Below are 22,909 nucleotides of genomic sequence, written 5' to 3'. Positions count from 1 at the left end.
ATGTGGCTGAAGCTCCTCACCTCAACCGCATGATCCGAACCCCGAACAGCTCCTAGCCGGCTCGGTCGTGCTCGCCGGCGCGATCGGGTGCACCGTATTCGGCGCCGTCAGCCCTCTCTCGACCCGGTCGTTGATCGAGTACACGGCTTTCGGTGCGTCGATCAGCTTCGCGGTCGCTGCCGGCTCCACGACCGCTTACGTGGTGGGAGCCCGCATCGCGACCAGGAACCTGGCCGTCCATCCCTTTGACACAGTGCTGCGTGTGCTCCTGAGATGTGTCGCGGCGATGCGGCGACTGGCGCCGGCCTGGGACCGGCCGGATGTCGCCCGCTATCTGATCCATCATGTCGAAGCCGCCGCGCAGGCAGCGGAACGCCGGACACCCTGGACCTCGCGGGCCCCGCTGGGCGATGCCGGAGTCCGGACCGCGCTGAGAGAGCCGGGGGAGGCGGTCGCGCAGCTGCTGCGAGCGCACAAGCGTCCGTTGGCCCTGGCCCGGAGCCGGGCGGAGTTCGACAAGGTGGCCGACTCGCTGACCGCCGGGCTGCTGGCCATGGCCACGGAGGACTGGAAGGCGCTGTTCGCGAACGCGCCGGAGCCGCGGAAGCGGTGGATGTCGTCGTACGCGGTGACCCGCGCGCTGCCGGCGGCGGTGTTGGGGATCGCGGCGCTGGTACTGCCGTGGGTGCCACCGTTCCGGCACAGTGCGCTGCCGACCGCCAGTATCCGGGTCAGCCTGGCGACCTTCGCGATCCTGCGGCTGGTGCCGGGGCCGTCGGTCGCCGATCTGATCGACAAGGGGCTGTCGCGGGGGTTCGACGCCTCGAAGCGCGGTTAGGCGCCTTCTTCCAGTTCCGCGATCGCCGCCTTCAGCCACTCGCGTTCGGCTTTGGCGGTGGCGCGAGCGATCTGGGTCATGCCACGGCGGAAGAGCGTGGGGGCGTCCTCCGACTTCACCGGCTTGCCGTCTTCGTCGAAGAAGAAACCGGCGCCGGGGGCGTCCAGGAAGTCGAGGCGGCGGCGGAGGACCGCTGCTTGGGCCGCCGGGTCTTCGAGGCGGTGGAGGAAGGCCAGGATCGTGAAGTAGCGGTTGCGGTCGGTGATCTCCGTCGGGGTGGGTTCGCGCAGGCGGCGGGCGAGTTCTGCGCGGCCGGCCGGTGTGAGGGCCAGGACCTGGCGGGGGGCGGCGCCGGCGCCGGGCTCGGTGCGCCGCTCGATGAGGCCCTTGGCCTCCAGGCGGGCGATGGCCGGGTAGAGCGCGCCGTCGCTGACCGGCTTGACGTGGCCGGTCAGGCCGGTGATGCGGTCCTTCAGCTGGTAGCCGTGCAGGGGCTCTTCGGCCAGGAAGCCGAGGATCGCGAGGGGGAGCACCGGGGTTCCTTTCCAGGCGGGTGTTGCCGGGGTGGTGCCGGTCATGCTACCTCTTATCGCTGTACCTCGAATCGAGGTATAGCGAATCGAGGGCGGGAGGGGTCGGCATGGGTGGCGAGGGCAAGAGTCATCGGCGGGCGATCGTGGGCCTGGCGTGGCCGGTCTATGTGGAGCTGCTGGCCGGGGTGATCGCGGGGGTCGTCGACGTGGCGTGGGTGGCCCGCCTGGGGCCGGCGCCCATGGCGGCCGTCGCGCTGGCCACGAACCTGGAGAACCTGGTCCTCGGGCTGATCCTGGTGGCGACGGCCGGTACCACGGTGCTGATCGCGGCGCGCACCACCCTGGCGGGCCGAAGGGCGGCGATCCGGGGCGGGGTGACGCTGGCCGCGGCGACGACGGTCGCGGTCGTCGGCGCAGGATCGCTCATGCGGGGGCCGGTCGTGGACCTGTTCTTCGACGCCGGGGAGGCTGAGGCGCGCCATGCGGCTCTGGGCTTCCTGGCGATCTCGATCCCCGGTCTGGCGGTGTCCTTCGCGCAGCTCACGGTCGACGCCGTGTTCAAGGGTCTCGGCGACACCCGCACTCCGATGCGGCTGGCCATGGGAACCAACGCTCTGATCCTGGTCCTCGACCCGACCCTGATCTACGGGTTCGGCCTCGGTGTCCGGGGGGCGGCTCTGGCGACGGTGGCGAGCCGGTTCGTGATGTTCGCGGTCGGGTGGGCTCTCGTCCGCCACCGCAGCCTGGGCGACGAGACCACGGCCGAGGCGGGAGCCGAAGAGGTGGAGCGCGCCGTAGTGGGCGTGGGCGCGCCGTCCCGATCGACGGCGGCCCGCCTCACCCCGGCGGCCGTCGCAGCACCCGCGCCGCTCCCCCGCCGCAGCGTCCCGACGGGCATTCTGACCGAAACCCTCGAGGTCGCCCGGGCCGGCGCACCCCTGGGCGGCGACTTCCTCGCCCGCATGGCCGGCGCGACCGCCCTGGCCACCGTCGTCGCCACCTTCGGCGTCGCCGCCGTCGCGGCCTACGGCATCGGCACCAAGGCGATGTACTTCGCCTCGATGGCCTTCTACGCGGTCCGTCAGGCCGCCACCATCCACACCGCCCGCTCGCAGCCCGGCCAGGCCTCACGGATCGGGCGGGCCGCCGTCACCGTCGGCGTGGGTCTCGGCCTGGTCGCGGCGCTCGTCTACGCCGGAGCCGCGCCGTGGATCATGGCCGCCTTCACCGACAGGGGCGACGTCGCCGCCGTCGGCGTGGAGTTCCTCCGCTGGCTCGCGCTGTACCTCGTGCCGATCTCGGCCGTGATCAGCCTGTCCGGCACCCTCGCCGCGGGCCGGGGCCGCAGCCGCCTGCTGCTGGTCACGCTGGCCGGGACGGTCGCGCTGGTGGTGCTGGCACGGGGACTGGCCGGACCGTTCGGCCTGGCCGGCGTCTGGGCCGCGATGTGCGGCAGCGCGGCGCTCCAGTGCGCCGCGCTGCTGGTCCTGCTGCGCCGGCTCGGCGCCGGCGCCCCGCTCAGCGCAGGTACACGGCCATGAAGTCCTTGGTGGAGTTCACGAAGAACTTGTTCGGGCCCTGCAGGAAGTCCTCGTACAGCTTGGAGTTGTCCGGGTTGCCGTCGTGGGCCGGGAAGTACTGGAAGTCGGCCCAGCGCAGGTTGATGTCCAGCTGCATGCCGCGGACCGCGCCGGCGTCCTTCAGCAGCCGGGCCAGGGACGGGGCGGTGAGCTTGTTGCCGCCGACCCAGACGATGTCGCCGGTGGCGGTGACGCCGACGCCGGAGCGCCAGACCGCCGCCGAGCCGTGGTCCGAGCGGCCCCAGTTGGAGGAGTCGTTGATGTAGGGCACGACCTGGCCGTTGTCGACCATCAGGCGCAGGTTCTGGCGGACCGAGACGATCTCCGGGTTCTTCTGCAGGGAGTAGTCACGCCCCCACATGCCGACGGCCATGTGGCCGTCCTTGAAGATCACCTCGCTGGCCGCGCCGTCGACCAGCGGGGCGGCGAGGATGCCGTGGTCGTAGTAGCCGCCGTGCGACTCACTGATCTTGAAGCCGCCGTTGAACAGCGCGATCAGGCCCGGGCGGGCGTCGCCGTCGATCTGGTTCGGAACCGTGGTGACGGTCTTGTTCAGGTCGCCCTCGTGGCCCGGGTGCAGCACGTAGCGGCTGTGCTTCTGGTCGATCCAGGCGACGTCGGCGGCCACGTCGGTGTACTCCGCGTCCGGCCGGATGCGCGCCACCTGCACCACCGGCTGCCCGTCCGGGGTCTGGACCGCCACCTGGAACACGCCCTCGCCGGGCTCCAGGGTCAGGCCGGCCGGCGCGGGCATCCGCGGCTGCATGGCGATGACGTCGGCGGCCGGGCTCGGGGTCGCGCCGGGCTTGCCGCCGGGCGCGCCGGACTTCGCCGGCTTGGTCGGGGCCGCGGCGTTCGGCGCGGTCGTGGGGCCCAGGTCGCTGAACTGCCGCGCGTCGACCGCGCCGCCCTTCTTCGGCGGGTCCAGGTCGTACTGCCACTTCTCCAGCGTCGACACCACGCCGCCCAGGCCGTGGTCCCGGCCCCACTCGGCGAGCCGGGCCTGCACGGTGTCGGTGCCCGGCGAGGTCAGCGCACCGGCGATGGACCAGCCGATGGTGCCGCAGACGACGAGCACGCAGCCCCACAGCGACCGCACGATGATCTTGCGGCGCCGGCGCTGCGGCGGGGCCAGGCGCGCCTTGTGCTTCCAGGGGAGGATCCGCTTGCCGCGGCCGTAGAGCGGGGTGTGGCGTTCGCGCCGCGCCGGGAAGACCTTGTGGTCCACGGTGTCCGCGTCGGGGTCGACGGTGTCGGGGTCGTTCGCCCCGGACGGTCCGGACCCGGCCGGCTCGTCGCCCGCGGCCCCGCCGTCGGAGCCATCGGAGCCGTCGGAGCCGTCGGAGCCGCCGGTGGGCTTGCCGCCGGACCCGGAGCCGGGCTCCGCACCGGAACCCGAACCCGAACCGGCGTCCTCCCCGGAAGCCTCGGCCACGGCCCGCGCGGTCTCCTCGGCGACGTCCTGCGGCACGGCGTCCGCCGCACCCCCGTCGCCGGAGCCGCCCGGCCCGCCGTCCACCGGCTCGCCGTCACGCAAGCCTTCCAGCTCCTCGCTCTTCGCGGACAACAGCCGCACCTCTCCTCGCCCTGGTCGGACACGCGCCGATCCCCGTCAGCGGCCCCGAGAACGCCCGTATGCGCGCTCTACGTCTTCCGACGCGCGCGGGACATAACTGGTTGCCTGTAAATCTGATCTCCTCGGTTGTCCCAACATGGAACAACCGATGAACGCGGGTTAGCCCACAGGAGTGGACCCCCGACTAGCTGAGATGTCCGCCGATCAGCACGCCGAGACCGAAGGTCACCGCGGCGGCGACGGCGCCGAAGGCGAGCTGCCGGGCTCCGGAGAACCACCACGACCGGGAGGACACGCGCGAGACTATCGCGCCGCAGGCGAACAGTCCGCCGAACGCCAGGAGCATGGCCGTCCACAGCTCGTTCAGGCCCAGGAGGTACGGCAGCAGGGGCAGCACGGCGCCCAGGGCGAAGGAGCCGAAACTGGACACCGCGGCCACCGACGGGTTCGGCAGGTCGGTCGGGTCCACCCCGAGCTCCTCCTGCACGTGCACGATCAGCGCCTGGTCCGGGTCGCGGTGGATCTGCCGGGCGGCCTCCAGGGCCAGCTCGGGATCCAGGCCGCGCTCGGTGAGGAACTCGGCGAGCTCCTTCATCTCGGCGGCCGGGCGGCGCGCCAGCTCCAGCCGCTCCATCTCGATCTCGGCCTGCGCGACCTCGGTCTGGCTGGCCACCGAGATGTACTCGCCGGCCGCCATCGAGCACGCGCCGGCGACCAGCCCGGCCAGGCCGCTCAGCACGATCGTCCGGTGCGAGGCGTCACCGCCGGCCATACCGGCCAGCAGCGAGAAGTTGGACACCAGGCCGTCGGTCACACCGAAGACGGCCGGCCGCAGCCAGCCGCCGTTGACGTCCCGGTGGTGGTCCTTGGGGATCGAGGGGCCCTGATACGCCGCCGGGCCCGGGTCGGCCGGGCCGGAGCCCGCGCCCGATCCCGACTCCGGGATCCGGTCCTCCGGGCCCGTGATCGCCTCCGACGCGTTCCGGGCCGCCGGAACACTGTGAGCACCAGGAGCACCGCCCGAAGCGGTGGAGTCGACTACGGTCGCGGGCGCGTCGGCGTGGTTCATCGGCTCGATTCTGGCAGGCGTTACGGGGTCGGGGACTCCTCTACCTTGCCAGGCTCGACTGACACTCGCTCGGCGACGTCGGTGTCGCCGGTCTCTTCCTCGTCGGAAGCGGCCTCGGGGTCCGCCTCCAGCTTTTCAGGTCCGGCCTTCTCTTCGCCAACCGTCTCGTCAGCGGTGCCGCCCTCGCCGCCTTCCGCGTTCCCGGCGTCCCCGGCGTCCGCGGCTTCCTCAGCGTCCTCACCGGCCGGAGCGCCGCCGTCAGCGGCCAGATACGGCGAGGCCTCCCGGCCGGGGTACTTCTTCTTCGACCACAGGAAGTACGCCACCGCGCCCAGGAAGACGAGGATCGCGGTCCAGTCGTTGAGCCGCATGCCCAGGAAGTGGTGCGCCTCGTCGGTGCGCAGCGACTCGATCCAGAACCGGCCGACCGTGTAGGACGCGACGTAGAGCGCGAACACCCGGCCGTAGCCCAGCTTGAACCGCCGGTCGGCCCAGATGCACAGCACGGCCACGCCCACGCACCAGAGCGACTCGTACAGGAACGTCGGGTGGAACGGCCCGCCGGCCACCAGCTCCGGTTTGCCGTCCGGTCCGATGATCGCGCGCTGCGTCGAGGTGTCCATGACGTGGACCTTCAAGCCCCACGGCAGGTCGGTGTGCCCGCCGTAGAGCTCGTTGTTGAACCAGTTGCCCCAGCGCCCCAGCGCCTGCGCCAGCACGATCCCCGGCGCCACGGCGTCGGCGAAGGTGCGCAGCGAGGCGCCGCGGCGGCGGCAGCCGATGTAGGCGCCCAGGGCCCCGAGCGCGATCGCGCCCCAGATCCCCAGGCCCCCCTCCCAGACGTAGAACGCCTTGACCCAGTCCCCGTCCTTGCCGAAGTACGGCCCGGAGGTGGTGATCACGTGGTAGAGCCGCCCGCCCACCAGGCCGAACGGCACCGCCCAGATGGCGATGTCGACGACCTCCTGCGGCTTGCCGCCGCGGGCGCGCCAGCGCTTGTCGCCGAGCCAGACGGCGACGAGGATCCCGGCCAGGATGCACATGGCGTACATCCGGATCGGGATCGGGCCCAGGTTGTAGCGGGCCTTGGTCGGGCTCGGGATCTCCGCCAGGTAGGTGGCGGCCGTGGCGACCTGGTGGGCGGCTGCGAAGCTCATCGGCGGGCGGGGTTCCTCGGGGTCAGGCGGGGCGGGTCAGGACTTCGACGAGGTCGGGGTGCCCGCCGGGGACGACCCGGAGGACGACGGCGCCGAGGAGGTGGCGCCGCTGGACGGCGCACCCGACGACGGCGCACCCGACGACGGGGCACCGGACGACGGCGCGCCCGACGAGCCGGAGGCCGACGGAGCGGAGCTGGTCGGCGCGGTCGGCAGCGTGGTCTTGGTGCCGGCCTTGCCGCCCTTCTTGGTGAAGGCGTCGTCCAGCTGCTGCTTGAAGTACTGCAGCACGGCGTCGGCGCTGTTCTGGCTGAAGGTCAGCTGCTGGCCCTCCAGGAAGACCGTCGGCGTGCCCTGCAGCCCGATCTTGTTGAAGTTGTCGGCGTTGGCCTGGACCCAGCCGTCGTGCTGACCCGAGTTCACGCAGGCCGCGAACGCGGTGCTGGCCTTCAGGTACGGGATCTGGTCGGCGATCGCCAGGATCTTCGCCTTGTCCGCGAACACATCCTGCTGCTCGTTCGGCTGGTTCGCGTACAGCAGGTCGTGCAGCGCCATGAACTGGCCCTGGTCCTGCGCGCAGGCCGCGGCGTTGGCGCCGTTGAGCGAGCCCTTGCCGTTGTCGTGGCTGTCGATGACGCGCGCCGGGTGGTAGATGACCTGCAGCTTGCCGTCCTCGATGTACTGCCGGTAGGTCGGCTCCAGGGTGGTCTCCACCTGCTGGCACACCGGGCAGCGGAAGTCCTCGAACACGTTCATCGTGACCGGCGCGTCCACCGAGCCGACGTGGATGCCCAGGTCCTTGCCGGACTTGGCCTGCGGGTCGACGACGGCGGCGGTGGGCGCCAGGTAGGGGTTGCTGTTGTGCTTGGAGGCCTGGACCGCGATGCCGATGCCGCCGGCGATCGCGAGCACGGCCACCACCGACGTGCCGATCGTGATCTGCTTGCGCCGCCGCTCGGCCCGCTGCCGCTTCAGCTTCTCGGCGGCCACCCGCTCGCGAGCGTTCTGCTTCCCTACCCGGTTCGCCTGGCTCATCGTCGTTTAAAGTCCTGTCCGGATGCCGTCTGGAGTGGGCGCGCCGCCGATCCATTCCCAGGGCGCGCGCACCGCATCTTATGCGGTGCCGCGTTGGAAACGCACCGGAGGCGGGCCGGGTTGCGACAAATCCTTCAGGAACTTTTAGCCGCGCCGCCGGCGGGCCGGCGGCGGCGGCCGTCGTCAGCCCTGCTTGGCAATCGCCGCGTCCAGTGCGGCCCGGTAGTCGGCCTGCTGTTGCGCGGCCGGAACGGTCGCGGGGTCCTTGAGATAGAACTGCGTGCCGTCGATGTAGATGTCCGGCGTGCCGACGCTGCCGCCGAGCTTCTTGCTCAGGTAGTCGTAGTTGGCCTTGATCCACGGCGCGTACTTGCCCGAGCGGGCGCAGTCGTCAAAAGCCGCGCTGCGCAGCCCGGGCACCTGGCTCGCCAGGTTGAGCACGTTGTCGACGTTGCCGTAGGTGTCGTTCTTCTCATCCGGCTGGTTCTTGAAGAGCAGGTCGTGGAAGGCGATGAACTGTGCCTGCCCGACGTCCGCGGCACAGGCCAGGGTGGCGCCGCCGACGAGCGAGCCCTGGCCGCCGCCGACGCGGTCGATCAGGTCGACGAGGTGGTACTGGACCTTGATCTTGCCCGCGTCCGCGTACTCCTTGTTGATGCCGCCGAACAACCCCTCGGCGATCTTGCAGTAGGGACAGCGCACGTCCTCGTCGACCTCGACGGCGACCTTGGCGTCGGGCTTGCCGTAGACGATCCCGCCGGGGTCGGCCTGGGTGGCCGGGTTCGCACTGACGCCGGTCGGCGCGGTGAACGGCTGGCCGGCGCCGTACGCGTTGCGCGCGGCCTGGTTGCTCTTCGAGGTGTTGTGCTGCACCAGGACGCCGATCAGCACGGCCAGCACGACGACCGCGGCGACCACGCCGCCGATCACCATCTGCTTGCGCCGGCGCTCGGCCGCGGCCTGCTGCCGGCGTACCTCGGCGCTGCGTTCCCGCCCGGTCTGGCGCCGCTTCCCGCCGCTCCCGCCGTCGCTCGTCATGAGCCCATCGTGCGGGGGTCCGACAAGTCGGACAATTCAGACGGTCAGATCGGGTCACCCAGCAGCGCGCGCTCCAGCGAGAACTTCGACGCCGGCTTCCAGACCAGCCACACCGCTGGGATCATGAAGATCAGGTCGCGGATGACGTCCAGGGTGTAGCGGGTGTGGCCCTTCGGCACCAGGCCGCCGCTGCCGCCGCAGCCGCAGCTGATGGCGATGCCGCGGGCGCCCAGCGAGATGATGCCGCCGATGTAGACCAGCAGCAGCAGCGCCGACATGAGCGCCACCAGGCGGGTGCCCAGGCCCAGGATCAGCAGCAGGCCCAGGGCCAGCTCGAAGTAGGGCTGCGCGTAGCCGAACGGGGTGACCAGCGACTCCGGCAGGATCCGGAAGTCGCGCACGCTCTGCGCGTTGGACTCCGGCGTTCCCAGCTTGCCCAGGCTGTACTTGAACCACATGACCGCGAGCAGGACCCGCATGACCAGGCTGATCCACTGCTGGTGGGTGTCCACGAAACCGCGCAGACCGCCGGAGCCGGTCGGCGCGTCCTTGACGGGCGCCTGGGAAGCCATGGAAGTCATAACCCCAAAGGATAGGCGCTGGGAAGAGCCTCCCGGGAGTGCGGCTCACTCCCGGGAGGGAACTTCCTAGCAGTTTCTCAGCTAATCTCCGCCATCACCTTCTAGCGGGCCTTACTCCCCCGTCGGACCCCTTCGGCGAGCTCCGCGGCCAGCTCACGGACGGCGTCGACCCCCCGGCGCGGGTCGCGGTGGTCCAGCAGCCGGCGCACGAACGCCGAGCCGACGATCACGCCGTCGGCATAGCCGGCGATCTCCGCGGCCTGGTCACCGGTCGAGACCCCGAGGCCGACGCACACCGGCCGGTCGGTCGCCTGCCGCGTGCGCTCGACCAGGCTGCGGGCGGCGTGCCCGACCTGGTCGCGGGCGCCGGTGACGCCCATCACGGCGCCGGCGTAGACGAAGCCGGTGCAGGCGTCGGCGGTCAGCGCGATGCGCTCGGGGGTGGAGCTCGGGGCGACGAGGAACACCCGGCCGAGGTCGTGCTTGTCGGTGGCCTCGATCCACGGCCCGGCCTCCTCGGGGATGAGGTCCGGGGTGATCACGCCGCTGCCGCCGGCCGCGGCGAGCTCGGTCGCGAAGCGCTCGACGCCGTAGTGCTCGATCGGGTTCCAGTAGGACATGATCAGCGCCGCCGCGCCGGTGTCGGCGACCGCTCCGGCGGCGCGGATGACGTCGGGCGTGGTGACGCCGCGGGCCAGCGCCTGGTCGGCGGCGGCCTGGATGACCGGGCCGTCCATCGCCGGGTCGGAGTAGGGCAGCCCGACTTCGATGACGTCGCAGCCGCCCTCGACCATGGCGCGCATGGCCTCGATCGAGCCGTCGACCGAGGGGAAGCCCGCGGGCAGGTAGCCGATCAGCACCGCGCGGTTCTCGGCACGAGCGCTCTTGAGGACGTCCTGGAGCCGGTTCACTGCTCTCCCCCTTCGAAGCCGAAGTACGCCGCGGCGGTGTGCATGTCCTTGTCCCCGCGGCCCGACAGGTTCACGACGATGACCGGCTCCCGGCCCAGTTCGGCGGCGAGCGCCGGCGCGATCCGCAGCGCGCCGGCCAGGGCGTGCGCGGACTCGATCGCCGGGATGATGCCCTCGGTCTCGCACAGGGCGCGGAACGCGGCCATCGCCTCGGCGTCGTCGACGGGCTCGTAGACGGCGCGCCCGGTGGCGTGCAGGTAGGCGTGCTCGGGGCCGACCGCGGGGTAGTCCAGGCCGGCGGAGATGCTGTGGCTCTCCTGGGTCTGGCCGTACTCGTCCTGCAGAAGATAGGTGCGGGTCCCGTGCAGGACGCCGACGGAGCCCCCGGTGATGGAGGCCGCGTGCCGGCCGCTGGCGACACCGGAGCCGCCGGCCTCGAAGCCGTAGAGGCGCACGGACTCGTCCGGCACGAAGGCGTGGAAGACGCCGATGGCGTTGGAGCCGCCGCCGACGCAGGCGCAGACCGCGTCCGGCAGGGCGCCGGTGATCTCGACGGCCTGGCGCCGGGCCTCCACGCCGATGACGCGCGCGAAGTCGCGGACCATCGCCGGGAACGGGTGCGGGCCGGCGGCGGTGCCGAGTGCGTAGTAGGTGGTGTCGGCGCTGGCCACCCAGTCGCGCAGGGCCTCGTTGATGGCGTCCTTCAGGGTCTGCGAGCCGATCGCGACCGGCACCACCTCGGCGCCGAGCATGCGCATCCGCGCCACGTTCAGCGCCTGGCGGCGGGTGTCCTCGGCGCCCATGTAGACGACGCAGTCCAGGCCGAGCAGTGCCGCGGCGGTCGCGGTGGCCACGCCGTGCTGGCCGGCGCCGGTCTCGGCGATGACCCGGGTCTTGCCCATGCGCTTGGCCAGCAGTGCCTGGCCCAGCACGTTGTTGATCTTGTGGGAGCCGGTGTGGTTCAGGTCCTCCCGCTTGAGCAGGATGCGCGCGCCGGCGCGCCGGGAGAGGTTGCGCGCCTCGGTGAGCAGGCTCGGGCGGTTGGCGTAATGGAGCAGCAGGTCGGCGAACTCCCGGTGGAACGCGGGGTCCGTCTTGGAGACCTCGTAGGCCTCGGTGAGCTCCTTCAGGACGGCCATCAGCGCCTCGGGCATGAAGCGGCCGCCGAACAAGGCGTCGTCCGTGGGGAAGTGCCCGGTGTCGTCGGGCATCGCGGCCGTGGCCGCGTACGCGGAGATGATCTCAGCGCACGGGTCGAACGGATACGACAGATCAGACATGAGTGATGTCCCAGGATGAGTGATGTGAACAGCTAGGGAAGGTCGCGGATTTACGCTTCCTGCCATCGCCGCGCCGCGGGCGCGTGCCGCCACCACGGACGGCGGCGGGCGGCGGCCCTCGGCTTGGTCGACATCACGATCCTGGACTCTACCGGGTCCCGGGCGGCTTAGGCGCGACCGTTCCGCAGCGCGGGATGCGCTCCGGCCGCGACCAGGTCGGCGACCGCGGCGCGCGGGTCCTTGCCGGTCACCAGGGACTCGCCGACCAGCACCGCGTCTGCGCCGGCGTTGGCGTAGGCGATGAGGTCGTGCGGGCCGCGCACGCCGGACTCGGCGACCCGGACGACGCCGTCCGGGATGGTCGGCGCCACCCGGGCGAAGGTGTCCCGCTTGACCTGCAGGGTCTTCAGGTCCCGGGCGTTGACGCCGATCAGGCGTGCGCCGGCGTCGACCGCGCGCCGCACCTCCTCCTCGTCGTGCACCTCGACCAGCGGGGTCAGGCCGATGGAGCCGGCCCGCTCGATCAGGCTCTCCAGGGCCGGCTGGTCCAGGGCGGCGACGATCAGCAGGGCCAGGTCGGCGCCGTGCGCGCGGGCCTCCCACAGCTGGTAGCTGGTGACGATGAAGTCCTTGCGCAGGACGGCGATGTCGACCTTCTTGCGGACGTCGTCGAGGTCGGCCAGGGAGCCGCCGAACCGGCGCTGCTCGGTGAGCACGGAGATGACGGTCGCGCCGCCGGCCTCGTAGTCGGCGGCCAGGCCGGCCGGATCGGCGATGGCGGCCAGCGCGCCCTTGGACGGCGAGGAGCGCTTCACCTCGGCGATGACCTTGACGCCGTCACCGCCCGCGCCGCCGCGGCGCAGCGCCTCGACGCCGTCGATGGCGCTGTCCAGGCGGGCCACCCGGGCCTTGAGGTCGTCCAGGCTGACGCGCTGTTGGCGCTCGGCGAGGTCGAGGCGGACGCCTTCGATGATCTCGGCAAGTACGTTCACCGTCGTCAGCTCCCCTCGATCGCCACACGAAGCAGGACCGCGCCCGCGAAAGCCGCAGGGGCGTGTCCGACGTCTCACTCTAGCGGCTCGCGGGGACCGCCGAGGCCCGGTGATCATCCACCGGCGTCGCCGGACCCCGCGCACACGCCGCCGCGCCGCAGGTCAGCGCGGCGGCGCGGAGAGGTTCACTTCGCGGCCGCGCCCAGCCCCATGGCGGACATGATCTTGCCGACCAGCGGCGAGACCAGCGCCAGCGCCCCGCCGACGACGGCCAGCGCGGGCATGGAGGCGACCAGTCCGGCACCGCCGAGCAGGAACCCGATGATGCAGAGCAGGACGGCGGTCCACGCCGCGGGGGTGCTGCCGTGGTCGTCGTGGCTGGACGACGCCCCGGACAGGGAGAGGGTGCCGGACAGGACGCCCGGGGTCTCGTCGGAGGAAGACGACATGGTGCGGCGTGCTCCTTGCGCTCAGCGGTGGATCGGTTGCGCTTCCATTGTCACCGATTCGGCGTAATGGTTCGTGCCCGGGTCCCGCCTTCCGCCGCGACGGCGTCAGCGCGATCGGTGGGATCCTCGCCACGGTCCAGCGCGTCCCAGAGGTCCTTGGCGGTACTGGCTTCGCCGGGCCGCGCGGCGGCGGGGGCGGCGTTCTCGTAGCGCGAGGACATACCGGGCCAGGCACCGCCGCGGGCGACGGCCGCCACGCCGGCGAGCGCCACCAGCACGCCGCCGGCCACCGCGAGCAGCCACCAGGAGGTGGTGTGGGCGGGGACGGCCCCGGAGGCGAAGCCCTTCGAGGCGGCCTTCTCGCCCAGGACGTGGGCGGCGTGACCGGCGCCGCGCGCCGTGACGGCGTTCACCACGACGCCGACGCCGACGGCGACCAGCAGCAGGCCGACCAGCCGGCGGGCCAGCCGCCGGGTGGCTAGCAGGGCGAGCGCCCCGGCGAGGGCGGTGAGGCCGAGGGCGGTGACCGCGGCCGAGAGGTCGTTGCCGGTGGCCGTCACGGCGAAGCTGCTCGGAGCCTGGTCAGCGGTGCCGTCGGCCCAGACGCGGCCGGCCGCGGCCCAGGCGGCGACACCGCCGAGGAGGGCGAGCAGGACGGTGGTGGTGAGTTCGCGGCGGGCGGCGCTGCCGGGGGTTCGCGGTGCGGCGGCGGCGTTCGGCGTGGCAGGGGCCGAAGGTTCGGCGGCGGCGTGCGGCTCGGCTGCGGTCACCAGGTCGGCAGCGGTTTGCGACTCGGCGGTGGCGTGCGGCTCGGCTGCGGTCACCAGATCGGCAGCGGATTGCGACTCGGCGGTGGCGTGCGGCTCGGCTGCGGTCACCAGGTCGGCAGCGGTTTGCGACTCGGCGGCGGCGCGCGACTCGGCGGCGGTCGACTCGGCTGCGGTCGAGTCGTCGGCGGTCGAGTCGTCGGCGATCGCCGCCGGCTCCGGACTGTTCGTTCCGTTGCTCACTTCGTCTCGCCCTTCCCCACAGCCGACCGCATCGTCCCCGCCACCGCGACCGCCTTCAGCACCGCCATCGCCTTGTTGCGGCACTCCTGGTCCTCGGCCGCCGGGTCGGAGTCGGCGACGATGCCGGCGCCGGCCTGGACGTACGCCACGCCGTCGCGGATCAGGGCGGTGCGGATGGCGATGGCGGTGTCGGCGTCGCCGGCGAAGTCCAGGTAGCCGACGATGCCGCCGTAGAGGCCGCGGCGGGTCGGTTCGTTCTGCTCGATGATCTCCATCGCGCGGGGTTTCGGGGCGCCGGAGAGGGTGCCGGCCGGGAAGGTGGCGGCGACGGCGTCGAAGGCCGTCCTGCCCTCCGCCAGGTCGCCGATCACCGTCGAGACGATGTGCATGATGTGGCTGTAGCGCTCGATCGCCATGAAGTCGACGACCTCGACGCTGCCCGGGCGGCTGATCCTGCCCAGGTCGTTGCGGCCGAGGTCGACCAGCATCAGGTGCTCGGCGCGCTCCTTGGGGTCGGCCAGCAGGTCGGCGGCCAGCTGGGCGTCCTGCTCCGGGTCGGCGCCGCGGGGGCGGGTGCCGGCGATCGGGTGCAGCATGGCGCGGCCCTCGGTGACCTTGACCAGGGCCTCCGGGGAGGAGCCGACGATGTCGAAGCCGGTGCCGTCCGGTGTCGGCATGCGCAGCAGGTACATGTACGGGCTCGGGTTCGTCGCCCGCAACACCCGGTACACGTCCAGCGCCGAGGCCGCGACCGGCGCCTCGAAGCGCTGGCTCACCACGATCTGGAACGCCTCGCCGGACTTGATCTCCTCGATGCAGCGCAGCACCGTCTCGCGGTAGTCCTCGGAGGTGCGGTTGGCGGTGAAGTGCGGCGCGACGGCCGGGTCGTACACCAGCGGCGTGTTCACCACCGGGGCGTTCAGCGCCTCGGTCATCGCGTCCAGCCGCTCGACGGCGCGCGCGTAGGCGGCGTCCACACCGGAGGGCAGGTTGTCGTGGTTGACGACGTTGGCGATCAGCCACACCGACCCGTCGGCGTGGTCCAGCACCGCCAGGTCCAGGCTGAGCAGGAACGTCAGCTCCGGAATGCGCAGATCATCCTTGGCCAGTTCCGGGATCCGCTCCAGGCGGCGCACGGAGTCGTAGCCGAGGTAGCCGACCAGGCCGCCGGTCAGCGGCGGCAGGCCCGGCAGCCGCGGGGTGTGCAGCAGCTCCAGGCTCTGCCGGAGCACGTCCAGCGGGTCGCCCGAGGTCGGCAGCCCGACCGGCGGCTCCCCGATCCAGTGCGCGGCCCCGTCCTTCTCGCTGAGCGCCGCGCCGGTGCTGACGCCCACGAACGAGTAACGGGACCAGATGCCGTGCTCGGCCGACTCCAGCAGGAAGGTGCCGGGGCGCTCGCCGGCCAGCTTCCGGTACAGCCCGACCGGGGTCTCGCCGTCGGCCAGCACCCGCCGCACCACCGGGATCACCCGGCGGTCGCGGGCCAGCTCGCGGAAGGTCGGCAGATCGGGGGTGTCCACGCCTGGGGGGAAGGCCGTCATGCGTCGATTCTCCCAGAGCGGACGGCCCGCCCGGTCACTGCCCCGGCGGCCCCGGCTACCCCAGCGGCAGGCTCCCGGCGTCGAAGCACGTCCGGTCGCCGGTGTGGCAGGCGCCGCCGGCCTGGTCGACCTTCAGCAGCACCGCGTCGCCGTCGCAGTCCAGCGCGGCGGACTTCAGGATCTGCACGTTCCCGGAGGTGTCGCCCTTGGTCCAGTACTCCTGCCGCGACCGCGACCAGTACGTCACCCGGCCGGTGGCCAGCGTGCGGCGCAGCGCCTCGTCGTCCATCCAGGCCAGCATCAGCACTTCGCCGGTGTCGTACTGCTGCGCGATCGCGGCGAACAGGCCGTGCTCGTCGCGCTTGAGGCGGTCGGCGATGGCGGGGGCGAGGGCTGCGTCGGTCATGCCGTCCATTGTCGCGCGCGGCGCCCGGCCCGGGATAATCGGTCCATCGACGTGAACCCGGTGTTCGAGGACATCGCGGGCGACCTGGCGGCGCGGGGCATGGCTAAGCGCGGGCACCCCGGCGCACGCCGGCGGCGCCTACTTCTTCGCCGCGAGCAGGGCCTCAACGACGGCCGCCGGAGCCTCGCGGTTCGGCCCGGAACCGGGAGCGGCGAGCTTGCAGCCGTCCAGCTCGACCACGCTCCATCCCGTCCCGTCGCCGGCGAAGGAGATGACGGCGTACTCGGACGCCGGGGCACCGCAAGCCTTCCCGGTGGCGACCGGGGCCTTCGTCAGCCCGTCGTAGACGACCGTGCTCTGGTCGCCGGTGAGGGTGGCGGCGGCCTCGAAGTCGCCGGCGGGCTTGCCCTTGTCGTAGTCGCCGACGAGCTTGTAGTAGCAGACACGGAGCCCGTTGGCGGGCTTCCCGGCCAGGAAGAAGAGCCTGTCCGGCCCGGACCCGCTGTACTGCGCGTTGACATAGGCCATCTCAGCGAACTGCTGCGCGCAGCCGCCGGCCTGCGCTCCCGGCGACTCCGTCTGGTTGATCCGCTCGGTCGAGACGACCGTGGTCTTCAGATCCGCGAGCGCCTTCACCACACCGGGGTCGGGGGCCGGACACACGCCCCACATCGGGATCGCGATGCGGTAGGCCTGGCCGCCCGCGTCCACCGCGGCGATCCACGGTTCGGCATAGCCGATGGCGGGGCAGGCGACAGACTTCTTGGGCGTCGGCTGCGGCGGCTTGGCGTAAGCGGCCCGCAGAGCGTTGACGAAGGCGTCGACCGAGCCCGTCGACCGCACCGTGTCGACGACCCGCCACTGACCCTGCCCCGGCACGTCCCGCATGCTCATCACACATTCGAGCAACGAGACCGGGTGCGCGTCGGCGGGAAGCGCCCCGGGCGCCGCCTGCGACGCGCCTCCGGCGCCGCCCGCCTTGATCGAGGCCGTGAAGTCCGCGCAGTCGTTCTTCGTCGGGACCGGCGCGGGCAGGCCGGTGATCGGCGCGCCCGGGCCGGCCCCGTCGGCGGACGCGCCTCCCTTGCTGGCGCATCCGCCGACCATCAGCGTCACCGTGACGAAACTTGCGAGAACTGTCCGCTTCATCGCCGCCCCCAGAGTCTTGGTGAGGGTTTCGACGCGTCGGACCCGCCCCGGGTTCCCTCGCGGCGGACTCAGCTCCGGCGGGCCCGGACGTACGCGTTCGACGCGGGCAGCCACAGCGCGACGGCCGTCAGCACCGCGCACGCCAGCTCGACGCCGTCCAGCGCGTGCAGCACCGTCGGCGTGTCGTCACCGAGGTCGGCGAACGCCATGATGACCGGCAGCGCCAGGAACACCGTCCCCGCGATCCGCAGCTTGCGCGCGCCACGCACGATCGGCGTGCACAGCGCCAGGTAGACCAGCGCGATCACGATGCCGATGTACGCGCGGTCCTGCAGGACGTGGTACTCGGAGTTGACCGCGTCGTCGATCAGCGGCCCGAGGTCCAGCCCCATGGACCGGGCGTCCCCGAGCTGGCCGGCCAGCAGGCTGTTCGCCATGTCGCGGAGCATGGACCTGCCGTTGGCGAGTGCCAGCACCGCGTACGCGATGGTGCTCGCCGCGGCCAGGACGGCCAGCGTGGCGGCGGCCTTGACGGACAGCGGCGCGGCGGCCGGCCCGGCGGTCCGGGCCCGCGCCTCGGGAGCGCGGGAGGCCATCCGGTCGCGGGTTTCTTGGGTACTCAACGTTCTTCCTCCTACGACGGCAGGCCGAAGCGAGCCGTCGGGCGGCTTGAGAAGTGGATGGGATGTCAGCGGCCGGCTTCCGCACCGGCCGCTCAGCGAGTCTGCCCCGCTCCGGCGGCCGGCGTCCACGATTCCGCACTGTCATCGGGATCAGTTGACAGGTACCTGAGATCAGTTCTCTGACGGGGCGTTCGGCGGCCGACGCGTTCTTGTGCTGTACTGCCGTGATGGACTCCGCCGACCTACCGGCTCCGCTGCTGGACGCCACCTTCGACCAACTCCGTACCCTGACACTGGTGCACGACACCGGCTCGGCGCTGCGGGCGGCACGGGTCCTGGAGCGCGAGCAGTCCAGCGTCCAGAAGCAGCTGGACACCCTGAACCGCGCCTTCCAGCGGATGTGCGGCGAGCAGCTGGTCCTGCGGTCCGGCCGCGGCAAGGACTTCCGCTTCACGCCGACCGGCGAGGCGGTGGTCGCGCTGACCCGCCGCACCCTCGCCGACTGGTCCGACGGCGTCCACGCGATACGCCGCCGCCTCGGCTCCCGCCTGACGGTGGGCACCACGGAGCTGATGCTGCCGTTCCTGGCGGGCGCGCGGGAGCGGATCGCGGAGTCGCTGGACGAACGCGGGGTACAGCTGCACGTCGTCCACATCAGGACCAGCGAGTTCGCCGCGACGCTGGAGGCGAACGAGGTGGACGTGGTGTGCGGCAGCATGGTGGTGCCGGCCGGCGGCACGGCGCATCGGGAGAAGTACGACGTCGTCGAGCGCTACCGCAGCCGGCTGGTGCTGCTGACGAACCTGCCGGTGGACGAGTTGCCCGACGCCCCGGTGTCCGCCTCGAGGCTCGCGACTGTGCCCCTGGCGCTGCCGTCCCACGGCCTGGTCGTCGAGTTCCTGTCGCGGTGGTACGGGCCGGCCCACCGTGACCGTCTCACGACTGCCGCCGAAATCAGCGACCTGACATATGGCTTCTCACTGCTCACGTCGGGCCTGGTCAGCGGCTGCGTGCTGGTGACGGAGGGTATAGCGCACGCGGCCGCGACCGGCGCCCTCCCCGCCGCGGCAGGACTGCGCCGGGTCCGCCTCGGCACCGGCTTCACGCCCGATCTGGAGTTGCTCACCGGCGCGTTCTCCCGCCGCGGCGAACGCTCCCGCATCGCGTCGGGCCATCCGCTCGCGCTGCTGTGGTCGGCGTTCGAGGCCGAGGTCGCGGCGAACACGCCGGGTGTCCTGGCGGGAGTCGGGTAGGTGCTAAGACCGCTGCTGCCGAGCCCAGCTCTCATGCAGCCCCGAATACACCCCGCCCGCCACCACCAACTCCCGATGCGGCCCACGCTCCACGATCCGCCCCGCATCGAAGACGAACACCTCGTCCGCCGCCTCCGCGGTGGACAGGCGGTGCGCGATGGCGATCGACGTCCGCCCCCGCGTCAACCCGTCGAGCGCCCGGGTGATCCGGACCTCGGTCGCCGGGTCGACGGCGGACGTGGCCTCGTCGAGCACCAGCAGATCCGGGTCCGCGATGTACGCGCGCGCCAGCGCCACCAGCTGCCGCTCGCCGGCGGAGAGCGACTCCCCGCGCTGGCCGACGCGGGTGGCCGGGCCCTCCGGCAGGCCGTCGAGCCAGTCGGTCAGCCCCAGGTCGTCGAAGGCGCGGCGGACCTCGTCGTCCGTGGCGCCCGGGCGGCCGTAACGGACGTTGTCGCCGACCGTCATGTCGAACAGGAAGCCGTCCTGCGGGACCATCACCATGCGGGAGCGCAGGGTTTCGAAGTCGACGTCCTTCAGCGGCACCCCGTTGATCGTGATGTGGCCCGAGGTGGGGTCCATCAGCCGGGTCAGCAGTTTGGCGAACGTCGTCTTGCCCGAGCCGGTCTCGCCGACCACCGCCACGCGGGTCCTCGGCTTGATCTCGGTGCTCAGGGAGTGCAGGACCGGGGCGCCGCCGGGGTAGGCGAACACGACCTCTTCGAATCCGACGCCGAGCGGGCCTTCGGGGGGTGAGACTCCCGCCGTGCCCGGGTCGACCACGTCCGGCGGCGCCTCCAGCAGGCCCACGATGCGCCGCCAGCCGGCGATCGCGTTCTGCGCCTCGTTGAGCATCTCGGTGCCGAACTGCACGGGTGAGATGAACAGCGTCACCAGGAACAGCATCGCCGCCAGTTCGCCGGCGGTCAGCCGGCCGCCGACGCCGAGCAGGACGCCGAGGACCACGATGCCCGCCGTCGCCAGGCCGGCGACCAGTTCGCCCATCGAGAACGTGATGACGATCAGCCGCTGGGTCCGCAGCTGCGAGTCGCGTGTCGACTCCACCGCCTCGCCGATGCGGCGGCCGGCGCGGTCCTCGATCCCGTAGGCGCGCAGCACGTCCGCGCCGACCAGTGCCTCGGACACCTCGCCGAGCATCTGCCCGTAGCGGCGCCGCACCTTCCGGTACGCGCGCCCGGTCCGGGCCTGGATCCGGCGCATGATCAGGAACATGGGCACGAAGCACGCCCAGACCAGGAGCGTCAGCTGCCAGGAGTAGACGGCCATCACGACGGTCACGACCAGCACCTGGGCGGCGGCGATGAACAGCTGCATGCCGCCCTGCTGGATGAACACCGTGACCGTGTCGATGTCGCTCGTCACGCGGCTGACCAGCGCGCCCCGCTGTTCAGCCTGCTGATGCAGCAGCGACAGGTCGTGGACGTGGCGGAACGCCTTGGTGCGCACCGTGGCCAGCCCGCGCTCGCTGGAGGTGTAGAGCCGCACGTTCATCAGGTACGCCGACACCGCCGTGACCAGCACCGCCAGGGCGCTGAGCGCGACCATCGTGCGGACGACCCCGTAGTCGGGGCCGCCCTTGGCGAGGATGCCGCGGTCCAGGGTCTGCTGGACGGTCAGCGGGATCACCAGGCGGCCGACGGTGGCGACGGTCGCGAGGGCGACGGTCAGGCCCAGGCCCTTGGTGAAGTCCGGGGCCAGACGCAGGCCGCGGCGCAGGACGGCATAGCCGCCGTCGGTGGCCTCGGGGAGCTGGTAACCGGAGCTGGAAACGGGAGCCGACTTCGCGTCGGCACTCGCGTCGGTGTTCGCGTTCTTCGCGTCGTTCTTCGCGTCGTCCTTCGCGGCCACGGTCGCGGTGCTCATCGTCCGGCCTCCTGCAACTCGCCGTCGCGCTGTTCGGGGATACGGGTGTCGTCGTCGGCGTCGCCGCCCTGCGCGCGCTCGTCGTGGTCGCGTTCGTACGCCGTGATCAGGTCGCGGTAGCCGTCGCAGCGCTCCACCAGCTCGGTGTGCGTGCCCTGGTCCACGATCCGGCCGTGCTCCAGGTACACCACCTCGTCGGCGAGGGCGATCGTCGCCTTGCGGTACGCGACCACCAGCACGGTCGAGGCCAGCGTGCCCTCGCCGGCGGCCTCGCGCAGGCCGCTGAGGATGGCCGCCTCGACCTGCGGATCGACGCTGGCGGTGCAGTCGTCGAGGATCAGCAGGCGCGGCTCGCGGATCAGCGCGCGGGCGAGCGCCAGCCGCTGCCGCTGCCCGCCGGACAGGGTGGCGCCGCGCTCGCCGATGACCGTGTCCAGCCCGTCGGGCAGGCGCTTCACGAAGCGTTCGGCCTGCGCCAGGCGGAGCGCGGCCCAGATCCGCTCGTCGTCGGCTTCGCGGTCCAGGCGGATGTTGTCGCGGATGCTGTCCTGGAACAGGAAGGTCTGCTGCGGGACCAGCGCGACCTGCGCCGGGATCTCGCCGCGGGCGAAGTCGCGCAGGTCCTGGCCGTCGAGGCGGACGGTGCCGCTGGTGGGGTCGGCGAGGCGGGCGAGCAGGCCGGTGAGCGTGGACTTGCCGGAGCCGGTCGGGCCGACCAGCGCGATCGTGGCGCCGGGGCGGAGGGTCAGGGCGACGTCCTGGAGGATGGCCTGCCCGTCGTAGCCGAAGCCGACGTGGTCCAGTTCGACGGTCGCGGCGGCGGTTCCGGAGCCGGCGCCGGCCCGGCGCGTGCCGAACTCCATGTCGCCGCGGGCGTCGAGCACCGCCTTGACCCGCTCGTAGCCGACCACGGCGCGCGGCAGTTCGCCGAGCACCCAGCCGATGGCCCGCAGCGGGAAGGCGAGCAGCGTGATCAGGTAGGCGATCTGCACGACCTGCCCGGGCTGGATCGCCCCGGACGCCACGCGCGAAGTGCCGACCAGCAGCGCGACCAGCACGCCGAGGTTCGGTACGGCCTCCAGCGCCGGGTCGAAGAACGCCCGGGCCCGCCCGGCGGCGATGTTGGCGTCGCGCAGCCGGTCCGCGGCCTCGGCGAAGCGGACGGTCTCCACGTCCTCGCGGCCGAGGGTCTTCACGACCAGGCCGCCGTCGAACGACTCGTGCGCGATCTCGGCGACCCCGGCCCGCTGCTCCTGCGCGGCGGCCAGGCGCGGCGCGGCGAACCGCTGGTAGACGGTGTTCAGCACGATGATCGCCGGGAAGAGCAGGAACCCGACGATCGCCAGCACCGGATCGGTGAGCACCATCGAGACCAGGGCCGCGACCATCATGATCAGCACGCCGAGCGACATCGGGAGCGGGGCGATGAACTGCCAGGCCATGTCGACGTCCGACCCGGCGTTGGACAGCAGCTGTCCGGTGGGGTGGCGCCGGTGCCAGGACAGCGGCAGCTGGAGGTAGCGCTCGGCGACCGAGCGGCGGTACCGGGCCTGGAGACGGAACTGCATGACCCCGGCGAGCAGCCGGCGGCCGATGATGCCGAGCACCTTGGCCAGCGCGACGCCGAGGATCAGCAGCCCGGCGGCGGCGGTGGCACCGGCCGGGACCTTGCCGTCCCGGAAGGCCGGCAGGACGGCGTGGTCGGTGGCCCAGCCGACGGCCCAGGCCGAGCCGACGGTCATGACGCCGTAGACGGCACTGCCGGTGACGGCGACCGCGAAAACTCTGGGCTCGGTCCGGATCGCGATGCCGAGCAGGCCCAGCCCCCGCCTCAGGATGGACTTCTGCGAACGCGCAGCCGACTGCAGACTCTCCGTACTCAAATCAACCGTCCCTACCCGCCCGTCCCCGGATCCCGGCCCCGGCTGCGCCAGGCCCCGCATCCAGGGATGCGTAGGGGCCCTTCCCCTCCGCCGACTCCCTGGGCTACACAATGGCGGACAA

At 72.3% G+C, this 22,909-nt stretch carries 21 protein-coding genes; 3 read left to right on the top strand and 18 right to left on the bottom strand.

Going from position 1 to position 22,909, the window contains the following annotated elements; translation table 11 throughout:
* Positions 1-262 precede the first annotated feature (262 nt).
* Positions 263-838 (top strand): hypothetical protein, encoded by a 576-nt coding sequence (locus ABD466_RS41345; protein ID WP_344662777.1) that lies wholly within the window; start codon positions 263-265, stop codon positions 836-838.
* Here the strand turns inward: ABD466_RS41345 and ABD466_RS41340 are convergent.
* Positions 835-1,371 (bottom strand): PadR family transcriptional regulator, encoded by a 537-nt coding sequence (locus ABD466_RS41340; protein WP_344662776.1) that lies wholly within the window; start codon positions 1,369-1,371, stop codon positions 835-837. The two genes, ABD466_RS41345 and ABD466_RS41340, sit on opposite strands and share 4 nt — an antisense overlap.
* A 107-nt stretch (positions 1,372-1,478) precedes the next feature.
* Here ABD466_RS41340 and ABD466_RS41335 point away from each other — a divergent pair, with 107 nt between their 5' ends.
* Complete coding sequence (locus ABD466_RS41335; RefSeq protein ID WP_344662775.1) at positions 1,479-2,912, top strand: MATE family efflux transporter; 1,434 nt, start codon at positions 1,479-1,481, stop codon at positions 2,910-2,912.
* Here the strand turns inward: ABD466_RS41335 and ABD466_RS41330 are convergent.
* From ABD466_RS41330 to ABD466_RS41260, 15 genes are all read right to left on the bottom strand, one after another.
* On the bottom strand, positions 2,890-4,518 hold the full coding sequence (locus ABD466_RS41330; protein ID WP_344662774.1) for a phosphodiester glycosidase family protein: 1,629 nt from the start codon (positions 4,516-4,518) through the stop codon (positions 2,890-2,892). The genes ABD466_RS41335 and ABD466_RS41330 overlap by 23 nt on opposite strands.
* Before the next feature lie 193 nt (positions 4,519-4,711).
* The gene (locus ABD466_RS41325; RefSeq protein ID WP_344662773.1) at positions 4,712-5,596 is read right to left on the bottom strand and encodes a VIT1/CCC1 transporter family protein; all 885 of its coding nucleotides are present in this window, start codon (positions 5,594-5,596) and stop codon (positions 4,712-4,714) included.
* Between the two features lie 20 nt (positions 5,597-5,616).
* Positions 5,617-6,753, bottom strand: a complete 1,137-nt coding sequence (gene lgt, locus ABD466_RS41320; RefSeq protein WP_344662772.1) for a prolipoprotein diacylglyceryl transferase — start codon at positions 6,751-6,753, stop codon at positions 5,617-5,619.
* Between the two features lie 36 nt (positions 6,754-6,789).
* On the bottom strand, positions 6,790-7,788 hold the full coding sequence (locus ABD466_RS41315; RefSeq protein ID WP_344662771.1) for a DsbA family protein: 999 nt from the start codon (positions 7,786-7,788) through the stop codon (positions 6,790-6,792).
* 183 nt (positions 7,789-7,971) lie between these two features.
* Complete coding sequence (locus ABD466_RS41310; RefSeq protein ID WP_344662770.1) at positions 7,972-8,826, bottom strand: DsbA family protein; 855 nt, start codon at positions 8,824-8,826, stop codon at positions 7,972-7,974.
* A 44-nt stretch (positions 8,827-8,870) separates the two neighbouring features.
* Positions 8,871-9,407: a MauE/DoxX family redox-associated membrane protein gene (locus ABD466_RS41305; RefSeq protein WP_344662769.1), complete on the bottom strand. Its 537-nt coding sequence runs from the start codon at positions 9,405-9,407 to the stop codon at positions 8,871-8,873.
* A gap of 101 nt (positions 9,408-9,508) precedes the next feature.
* Entirely contained in the window at positions 9,509-10,318 is an 810-nt protein-coding gene (trpA, locus tag ABD466_RS41300; RefSeq protein WP_344662768.1) for a tryptophan synthase subunit alpha, read from the bottom strand.
* Positions 10,315-11,598: a tryptophan synthase subunit beta gene (trpB, locus tag ABD466_RS41295; RefSeq protein WP_425558870.1), complete on the bottom strand. Its 1,284-nt coding sequence runs from the start codon at positions 11,596-11,598 to the stop codon at positions 10,315-10,317. Before trpB ends, trpA begins: the two co-directional genes overlap by 4 nt.
* A gap of 167 nt (positions 11,599-11,765) precedes the next feature.
* Positions 11,766-12,590, bottom strand: a complete 825-nt coding sequence (gene trpC, locus ABD466_RS41290; RefSeq protein ID WP_344662767.1) for an indole-3-glycerol phosphate synthase TrpC — start codon at positions 12,588-12,590, stop codon at positions 11,766-11,768.
* 185 nt (positions 12,591-12,775) lie between these two features.
* Positions 12,776-13,039 (bottom strand): HGxxPAAW family protein, encoded by a 264-nt coding sequence (locus ABD466_RS41285; RefSeq protein WP_344662766.1) that lies wholly within the window; start codon positions 13,037-13,039, stop codon positions 12,776-12,778.
* Positions 13,040-13,089: 50 nt separating this feature from the next.
* Complete coding sequence (locus ABD466_RS41280; protein WP_344662765.1) at positions 13,090-14,049, bottom strand: TIGR02234 family membrane protein; 960 nt, start codon at positions 14,047-14,049, stop codon at positions 13,090-13,092.
* Positions 14,046-15,590 (bottom strand): anthranilate synthase component I, encoded by a 1,545-nt coding sequence (locus ABD466_RS41275; RefSeq protein ID WP_344662764.1) that lies wholly within the window; start codon positions 15,588-15,590, stop codon positions 14,046-14,048. Before ABD466_RS41275 ends, ABD466_RS41280 begins: the two co-directional genes overlap by 4 nt.
* Before the next feature lie 55 nt (positions 15,591-15,645).
* The gene (gene hisI, locus ABD466_RS41270; protein WP_344662763.1) at positions 15,646-16,005 is read right to left on the bottom strand and encodes a phosphoribosyl-AMP cyclohydrolase; all 360 of its coding nucleotides are present in this window, start codon (positions 16,003-16,005) and stop codon (positions 15,646-15,648) included.
* A gap of 129 nt (positions 16,006-16,134) precedes the next feature.
* Entirely contained in the window at positions 16,135-17,145 is a 1,011-nt protein-coding gene (locus ABD466_RS41265; protein WP_344662762.1) for a hypothetical protein, read from the bottom strand.
* Positions 17,146-17,213: 68 nt separating this feature from the next.
* Positions 17,214-17,768: a hypothetical protein gene (locus ABD466_RS41260; protein ID WP_344662761.1), complete on the bottom strand. Its 555-nt coding sequence runs from the start codon at positions 17,766-17,768 to the stop codon at positions 17,214-17,216.
* 227 nt (positions 17,769-17,995) lie between these two features.
* Between ABD466_RS41260 and ABD466_RS41255 the strand changes: the two genes are divergently transcribed.
* Positions 17,996-19,021 carry a LysR family transcriptional regulator gene (locus ABD466_RS41255; protein WP_344662760.1) on the top strand — a complete coding sequence of 342 codons (1,026 nt, stop codon included), beginning with the start codon at positions 17,996-17,998 and terminating at the stop codon, positions 19,019-19,021.
* A 3-nt stretch (positions 19,022-19,024) separates the two neighbouring features.
* On the opposite strand, the gene ABD466_RS41250 is transcribed toward ABD466_RS41255, so the two are convergent.
* Together ABD466_RS41250 and ABD466_RS41245 are read right to left on the bottom strand one after the other, a co-directional pair.
* A complete protein-coding gene (locus ABD466_RS41250; RefSeq protein WP_344662759.1) occupies positions 19,025-20,905 on the bottom strand; it encodes an ABC transporter ATP-binding protein in 1,881 nt (626 codons plus the stop codon).
* Complete coding sequence (locus ABD466_RS41245) at positions 20,902-22,848, bottom strand: ABC transporter ATP-binding protein (protein WP_425558869.1); 1,947 nt, start codon at positions 22,846-22,848, stop codon at positions 20,902-20,904. Before ABD466_RS41245 ends, ABD466_RS41250 begins: the two co-directional genes overlap by 4 nt.
* Between the last annotated feature and the right edge of the window lie 61 nt (positions 22,849-22,909).

The sequence above is a fragment of the Catenulispora subtropica genome (genome assembly GCF_039531675.1).
Classification (GTDB): domain Bacteria; phylum Actinomycetota; class Actinomycetes; order Streptomycetales; family Catenulisporaceae; genus Catenulispora; species Catenulispora subtropica.
This window is presented reverse-complemented; position numbering and strand designations above follow the sequence as displayed.

Coding starts and splice junctions, on each gene's coding strand:
- trpB (WP_425558870.1), bottom strand. CDS start 11,598: ATGTCTGATCTGTCGTATCCGTTCGACCCGTGCGCTGAGATCATCTCC.
- ABD466_RS41275 (WP_344662764.1), bottom strand. CDS start 15,590: ATGACGGCCTTCCCCCCAGGCGTGGACACCCCCGATCTGCCGACCTTC.
- ABD466_RS41325 (WP_344662773.1), bottom strand. CDS start 5,596: ATGAACCACGCCGACGCGCCCGCGACCGTAGTCGACTCCACCGCTTCG.
- ABD466_RS41265 (WP_344662762.1), bottom strand. CDS start 17,145: ATGAAGCGGACAGTTCTCGCAAGTTTCGTCACGGTGACGCTGATGGTC.
- ABD466_RS41245 (WP_425558869.1), bottom strand. CDS start 22,848: ATGCGGGGCCTGGCGCAGCCGGGGCCGGGATCCGGGGACGGGCGGGTA.
- lgt (WP_344662772.1), bottom strand. CDS start 6,753: ATGAGCTTCGCAGCCGCCCACCAGGTCGCCACGGCCGCCACCTACCTG.
- ABD466_RS41315 (WP_344662771.1), bottom strand. CDS start 7,788: ATGAGCCAGGCGAACCGGGTAGGGAAGCAGAACGCTCGCGAGCGGGTG.
- ABD466_RS41310 (WP_344662770.1), bottom strand. CDS start 8,826: ATGACGAGCGACGGCGGGAGCGGCGGGAAGCGGCGCCAGACCGGGCGG.
- ABD466_RS41335 (WP_344662775.1), top strand. CDS start 1,479: ATGGGTGGCGAGGGCAAGAGTCATCGGCGGGCGATCGTGGGCCTGGCG.
- hisI (WP_344662763.1), bottom strand. CDS start 16,005: ATGGACGGCATGACCGACGCAGCCCTCGCCCCCGCCATCGCCGACCGC.
- ABD466_RS41305 (WP_344662769.1), bottom strand. CDS start 9,407: ATGACTTCCATGGCTTCCCAGGCGCCCGTCAAGGACGCGCCGACCGGC.
- ABD466_RS41285 (WP_344662766.1), bottom strand. CDS start 13,039: ATGTCGTCTTCCTCCGACGAGACCCCGGGCGTCCTGTCCGGCACCCTC.
- ABD466_RS41250 (WP_344662759.1), bottom strand. CDS start 20,905: ATGAGCACCGCGACCGTGGCCGCGAAGGACGACGCGAAGAACGACGCG.
- ABD466_RS41255 (WP_344662760.1), top strand. CDS start 17,996: ATGGACTCCGCCGACCTACCGGCTCCGCTGCTGGACGCCACCTTCGAC.